Origin of the sequence: Mycobacterium gordonae, from assembly GCF_002101675.1 — a bacterium.
Lineage (GTDB): Bacteria > Actinomycetota > Actinomycetes > Mycobacteriales > Mycobacteriaceae > Mycobacterium > Mycobacterium gordonae.
On sequence record NZ_LQOY01000050.1, the window covers coordinates 49317 to 55617 of the forward strand.

Annotated in this window: 5 protein-coding genes and 1 pseudogene; 5 read left to right on the plus strand and 1 reads right to left on the minus strand. The window is 65.3% G+C overall.

The features are described 5' to 3' along the window. Nucleotides 1-170 precede the first annotated feature (170 nt). The 3 genes from AWC08_RS08820 (at nt 171) to AWC08_RS08830 (ending at nt 3517) form a co-directional block, all read left to right on the plus strand. Nucleotides 171-476, plus strand: coding sequence for a DUF1490 family protein (locus AWC08_RS08820; RefSeq protein ID WP_065133457.1), 306 nt, complete (start codon nt 171-173; stop codon nt 474-476). Nucleotides 477-537: 61 nt separating this feature from the next. Beyond that, nucleotides 538-2832 carry a copper-translocating P-type ATPase gene (locus tag AWC08_RS08825; protein ID WP_069433260.1) on the plus strand — a complete coding sequence of 765 codons (2295 nt, stop codon included), beginning with the start codon at nt 538-540 and terminating at the stop codon, nt 2830-2832. Nucleotides 2833-2899: 67 nt separating this feature from the next. Next, a complete protein-coding gene (locus tag AWC08_RS08830) occupies nt 2900-3517 on the plus strand; it encodes a DUF5134 domain-containing protein (protein WP_055581878.1) in 618 nt (205 codons plus the stop codon). 477 nt (nt 3518-3994) lie between these two features. On the opposite strand, the gene AWC08_RS35070 is transcribed toward AWC08_RS08830, so the two are convergent. Then, on the minus strand, nt 3995-4210 hold the full coding sequence (locus tag AWC08_RS35070; RefSeq protein ID WP_082986266.1) for a glycoside hydrolase 64/thaumatin family protein: 216 nt from the start codon (nt 4208-4210) through the stop codon (nt 3995-3997). 272 nt (nt 4211-4482) lie between these two features. Here AWC08_RS35070 and AWC08_RS39575 point away from each other — a divergent pair. Together AWC08_RS39575 and AWC08_RS39580 are read left to right on the plus strand one after the other, a co-directional pair. Then, a pseudogene (locus tag AWC08_RS39575) lies at nt 4483-4746 on the plus strand (IS1380 family transposase); the annotation flags it as partial. Between the two features lie 151 nt (nt 4747-4897). Then, on the plus strand, nt 4898-5446 hold the full coding sequence (locus tag AWC08_RS39580; RefSeq protein ID WP_371934630.1) for a hypothetical protein: 549 nt from the start codon (nt 4898-4900) through the stop codon (nt 5444-5446). The last annotated feature ends 855 nt before the right edge of the window (nt 5447-6301 follow it).

Genomic DNA, 6301 nt, shown 5'->3' on the forward strand with positions numbered 1-6301 from the left:
CCGCCCCGACCTTCCGATTCCCCGCTTGCGGCGGGTACCCTATGGGGGTACGGTCTCAGCCATGGAAAGGACTGCGCCTGCTGACCAGGTGCCGCACAGCGACACGGGCGTATTGAGAACCTGACTGTCCGCAACCCGTGACAGCCAGCAATGGGAAGGAAGTGTTCAAGATGGCGTGGCAGCGAATTCTGGTGAAGGCGGTGCCTACCGTGGTGACCGGACTCGTCGGCGCCGCGGCCTATGAGGCCCTGGCGAAGGCGCCCTGGCGCAAGGTGACGGTCAGCGCAACCGCTGTGGGCCTTCGCGCCGCGCGCGCGACCGAGCGTAAGACCAAAGCTGGTGCCGAGCGTGCTCGGTTGGCAGTGGCCGACGTCCTGGCTGAGGCAGCAGACCGCATCGGAGAACGGGTCGAACCCCCCACGGTGGTACCGACAACCTCGACCTCGACTCCCAAGGCCGGCGATGCCTGCCATTGACACCCGGGTTGGTCTTGACATCTGCCCCACGCTGACCATCATCTCCCAGGGTGGCGGACGAATACGTGTGCGCGTCAACGGTTTTGACCTCGACGAAACACGGGCGGTCGCGATCGAAGATGCTGTTGCCAAGGTGACCGGTGTGCTGGCGGTCCGTGCCTACCCGCGATCGGCCTCGGTAGTGATCTGGTATTCGCCAGATGACTGCGACACTGCTGCGGTCATGTCGGCGATCGAGGACGCCCAGCACACGCCCGCGGAATCGGTCCCCGCACGCGCCGCCCACTCCGCGCGATCCGGCGAACCCGGAGTGGTGCAAAAAATTGCCGGCGGGATTTATCGGCTGTTGGGACTCGCGACCGGCCCTGCAGCCGAACCGGTTGCCGGCCAGGGCGGCTGTCATCAGCCAGCGGCGTCGTGTCACGGGGAGCCACCGGCAGACGCCGACGGCGAGCAGCGCAAGTGGCTGCGACGCGTATGGCTGGCCGTGCCGCTGGGGTTGGTATCGATGGCGGCGCCCATGGTGTTCGGCGCCTCCTGGGTGGGGTGGTTGGCCTTCGCGGCGACGGTGCCGGTGCAATTCGTGGCCGGCTGGCCGTTCCTGACCGGGGCCCTCCAGCAGGCGCGGGCCCGCACGGCCAACATGGACACGCTGATCACGTTGGGCACGCTGACAGCGTTCGCCTACTCCACCTACCAGCTCATCGCCGGGGGGCCGCTGTTCTTCGACACCGCGGCTCTGATCATCGCCTTCGTGGTGTTGGGCCGCTATTTCGAGGCCCGAGCGACCGGTAAGACCCGCGAGGCGATCAGCAAACTACTAGAAATGGGCGCCAAGGAAGCCTGCTTGCTCGTCGACGGCCAAGAGATTCTGGTGCCGGTGGAGCAGGTGCAAGTCGGCGACCTGCTGCTGGTACGACCCGGGGAGAAGATTCCCGTCGACGGCCGGATCATTGAGGGACGTGCCGCCGTCGACGAGTCCATGCTGACCGGTGAATCTGTGCCGGTCGAGAAATCGGTGGGGCACACAGTGGCCGGGGCCACCGTCAACATCGATGGGCTGCTGACCGTGCGTGCCACTGCCGTCGGGGCCGACACCGCGCTGGCCCAGATCGTGCGCCTGGTCGAGCAGGCCCAAGGCGGCAAAGCCCCCGTCCAGCGGTTGGCCGACCAGGTCTCGGCGGTATTTGTTCCCGCCGTCCTGGGCGTGGCCGCCCTGACGTTTGCCGGCTGGGCGATCTTCGCGGCCAGCCCGATCGCGGGCATGACCGCGGCGGTCTCAGTGCTGATCATCGCCTGCCCCTGTGCGCTGGGGCTGGCCACACCCACCGCAATTATCGTCGGCACCGGCCGCGGCGCGGAAATGGGCATCCTGGTCAAAGGCGGCGAGGTTTTGGAAGCGTCGAAGAAAATCGACATCGTGGTGTTCGACAAGACCGGCACCCTCACCCGCGGCCAAATGCAACTCACCGACGTCACAGCCGATGACGGGCTGGAAACTGATCTTGTCCTGGGGCTTGCCGCCGCAGTCGAGTCGGGCTCCGAGCATCCCATCGGCGCGGCCATTGTCGCCGGCGCCCGTGAGCGCGGCATCGACATTCCGACCGCCACGGCGTTCAGCAGCCTGGCCGGCCACGGAGTGCGGGCCGATGTTGAGGGCCGAAGCGTGGTAGTGGGCCGGCGCAAACTCATCGAGGAAAACGGCCTGCGATTGCCCGATCGTTTGGCGGCAGCCGCCGCCGAACTCGAAGCCCAAGGCCGCACAGCGGTATTCGTCAGTTGCGATGATCGAGTGGTCGGCGTGCTCGCGGTCGCCGACACGATTAAAGACGACGCCCGCGACGTCGTGCGTCAGCTGCATGCGATGGGGTTGCGGGTCGCCATGATCACCGGCGACAACACCCGCACTGCGGCAGCCATCGCCGATCAGGTCGGCATCGACCAGGTGCTGGCCGAGGTCTTGCCCGAAGACAAGGTCAACGAGGTCCGTAGGTTTCAAGAGCAGGGCCGGCTGGTCGCCATGGTCGGTGACGGTGTCAACGACGCCCCGGCACTCGTGCAAGCCGACCTGGGGATCGCGATCGGAACCGGCACCGATGTGGCCATTGAGGCCTCAGACATCACCCTGATGTCCGACCACCTCGACGGTGTGGTGCGGTCGATCCAGCTTTCCCGGCAGACGCTGCGCACCATTCACCAGAACCTGGGCTGGGCCTTTGGCTACAACACCGCCGCCATACCCCTGGCGGCATTGGGGCTGCTGAATCCCGTCGTCGCAGGCGCCGCCATGGGGCTGTCCTCGGTAAGCGTGGTCACCAACTCCCTGCGCCTTCGGCGCTTCGGCCGCGACCGATGACAACGGACTGCTGTCCCGGCGATCCACAATCTCCTCAACCACCGCGATCGGAGCGGCCTGCGATCTTATGATCCACGATTTGCTGCTGCGCTGGGTCGTCACGGCACTCTTTGCGTTGGGAGCCACTGAATGCGGCCTACCGCTTCTCATCAGACGCCTTTCGGCCACCGCGGCAGTCAGCCACGGTCTACACCTGCTGATGGCCATCTCCATGGCCGTGATGGCTTGGCCGTGGGGCACACGGGTACCCACTCTCGGACCCGCCGTGTTCTTCCTTCTGGCGGCCTTGTGGTTCGTCGTGATAGCCATCATCGCGAACCGAACACGCTATCCCCGAATGTCCAACGGGTATCACGCGTTGATGATGCTGGCGACGGCGTGGATGTATGCCTCTATGAACAACCCCTTCCCCGTTCATTCCCCACACTCGCCGAGCACTCCGATGCCCGGCATGGATATGGCGGCGATGAATGAACAGGCGAGCAACGAAGTACCCACCTGGTTCACCGCAATGAACTGGCTCGGAGCCGTCATTTTCACGGTCGCCGCAGTTTTCTGGGTATCCAAATACTTCGTCGAGAAGCGGCACACCGCAACGCGTCTCGGGCCACTCGGCGATGTCGCGCAGGCGATGACAGCAGCTGCGATGGCAATCTTGTTCGGGGCAACGCTGTTCGCGATTTGAGCAGCGCAGCGCCCAAGCGCGTCGCCCTCCGGTTCGAGCCACTTCTCCGTGCCCGCTCCCCCTATTGTCCGCGCCGACGATACGGGTGCAGCATGAAACCAGGCGTGAGCACGACGTCAAGCGAATCTGCAGCAGTCCGGTCTCGGCGAGCCGGCTATCACAGAGATAGTTCAAGCGCAGCAGTACCGCATCCCGCCGTTTCCCGGAATACGCATAGCGGTCCAAGACGCGTTGTGCCTAGTCAGGCAGGCAGGAGGTCTGCATCATTTGCCTCCTCACGTTCCTGGTGGTGGCCGGCGCCGGGTGCCCGGCCAGCTGTGCCGACTCGGGCGCACGTATACATCGAGGCGGTCCCCCCGTCCGGGGTAACGCTGTACTGGAAAAGGCCGCTGGCGTCGACCTGTCCAGTCACCGTGTAGCCAGGGCCGTCGTAATGAATTGGTTAGCTTGATAATTCGACCAGAAGGCGTCGATAGGCTAATCGAGCCAGGTGGCCAAGCCGCCGGGCTGGGCGCTCCGGGGAGCCAGGATCCGCAGCGGGTCGCCGTTGCCGTCGTTGAGGAGCAGGGCCTGGAACTCAGTCGGGACCGAGGCCGAGTACAGCGTGAACACTTGGCTCCGCGACAGTGTCATGCCACGGGTGTCCACAAAACCACTCGGAGTCTCCTGCCCTAACGTGAATGAGAACGGCACGACGCCACGTTGGTGATCGACCACTCCGACAACAAGATCGGTGCGACGCCGACCTGGAAGAAGTCGTTCGGGCACCATCCGCTGCTGGCGTTCCTGGACCGCCCCGAGATCGCCGGTGGCGAGGCCCTGGCCGGGCTGCTGCGCACCGGCAACGCCGGCTCCATACCGCCAGTGACCCCGTCATCGTCTTGCAGCAAGCGCTGGCGGCGCTGCCCGCGCCGTGGCGACCCGACCCGAGTCGTGGCGATGATCCCGACCGGCCGAAGGTTCTGGTGCGCTGCGATACCGCCGGGGCCACTCACGACTTCGCCGACGCCTGCCACGCTGCCGGGGTGGGGTTCTCCTTCGGCTACCCCGTCGATTGGCGGGTGCAAGACGCCGTGGACACCCTCAACCTCGCCGAGGGCTGGTACCCGGCGATCGACACCACAGGTGGGCTCCGCGACGGCGCCTGGGTCGCCGAGGCCACCACTCTGGTCAACCTGAGCAGCTGGCCGCCCGGCACCCGGCTGATCCTGCGCAAGGAACGACCCCATCCTGGCGCGCAGCTGCGGTTCACCGACGCCGACGGCATGCGGGTCACCGCCTTTCATCACCGACACGCCCCCCGGCGTCGTACCCGGCCAGGTCGCCGGCCTGGAACTACGGCACCGCCAACACGCCCGCGTAGAAGACCGCATCCGCGAACTGAAGGCCACCGGCCTTCGCAACCTGCCCTGCCAGTCCTTTTGGGCCAAAGCCGCCTGGCTCGAGACAACCCTCGCCGCTGCCGATCTGGTCACCTGGTGCCGACTCATCGGCTTCAGAAACGATCCCGGCCTGGCCCGCGTCGAGATCACCACTTTCCGTTACCGCGTCCTGCACGTCGCCGCACGCATCACCCGCGGCGCCCTGCAGGACGCGGCTACGCATCGACCTCACCTGGCGCTGGGCCATCCCCATCGCAATCGCCTGGCAGACCATCCGCACCGCCTTCGGATAACCGCCAGCCCGACTGCCCACCGATCACGAAGGACCTACCGGCCCTGGAAAGCCCGCCCCACCCGGCGACACGGGACAGATCGATCACACCATCACACCAAAAACACTACCCGGCAACACAACTCGGAATCAGAATCAGCTCACACCATCCGATACGAAAAATCCGGGCTAGACCTTCATCGTTTTACCGCCTTGACCGCGCCTGATGAGTCCGCGCTGTGTTCGCCGCCGGCGGCGAAGAGGCCCCCGTCGTGAGTCGCCGATGCACGGTATTCGTCAAGGCAGCGCGGTAGAGGTCAGCGTGCCGGGCGCGCTGGTCAGGGTCGGTGATGACGATCAAGTGCCCCTGGCGGTTTGAACCCGACGGTGCCGGTAAGGCATGCGAACACAGTCCTTGATCACCTCCTGCGGGACCGGTCGGTCGAAGTCCATCCGCCGGCGAACCGCACGCGGGGTGGTCAGCAACTCATCTGGGGACAGTTTCGATGATGCCGGACACGGGTTGATCGTCCCAGCTAATCCGGGGTGAAGCGCTGATCCCACGCCCGACTCGACTCTCAGTTTGCCACCGCGCAACCGAAGTGAGACTGCTCGCCGAGGCGAGAAGCCGATCAGGACTTGACACTTAACCTCCTCGGAGGCCTAGAGAAACGAGATAGCCTGGAGGCAGCCGGGTCCCCCCGCACAGCCATCGACCGCCTCGGCCGCCCAGAATTGCCCGAGATAACCCGCACTATCACCGAACTCAGGGCCGGCCGCATGGCGTGTTGTCCTGCGGCTCGAACGGTACTAGGACCACCTCCGACTCCCTCCCGACACCCATTCACTTCCTAGCTCGGCACCAGTTACAGGACAAGCCATTTCGAACAAATCTCAGTGCGTTTCGGCCGGGGAGGGCCTCCACAGTTCCCGCCGTCAGCATCTGAACGCTGCGCACCCCCCTTACGCGGGGAGTCCTTCGCGGCTGCACTTCCAGGATCTTCACCGCTTCCATTAGGGCGCGGTGGCCTCGACGAGCATTGTCGGTCCGAAGTGTTGACGACGGTCCAAACGTAGGCCAGGAGTGACGGTCGAAAAGTAGGCCACGTGGTCGTATTTATTGTGCCGTGT

What these genes read in the sequence shown, in the direction of transcription:
- AWC08_RS08820 (WP_065133457.1), top strand. Translation starts at nt 171, where the DNA reads ATGGCGTGGCAGCGAATTCTGGTGAAGGCGGTGCCTACCGTGGTGACC.
- AWC08_RS08830 (WP_055581878.1), top strand. Translation starts at nt 2,900, where the DNA reads ATGATCCACGATTTGCTGCTGCGCTGGGTCGTCACGGCACTCTTTGCG.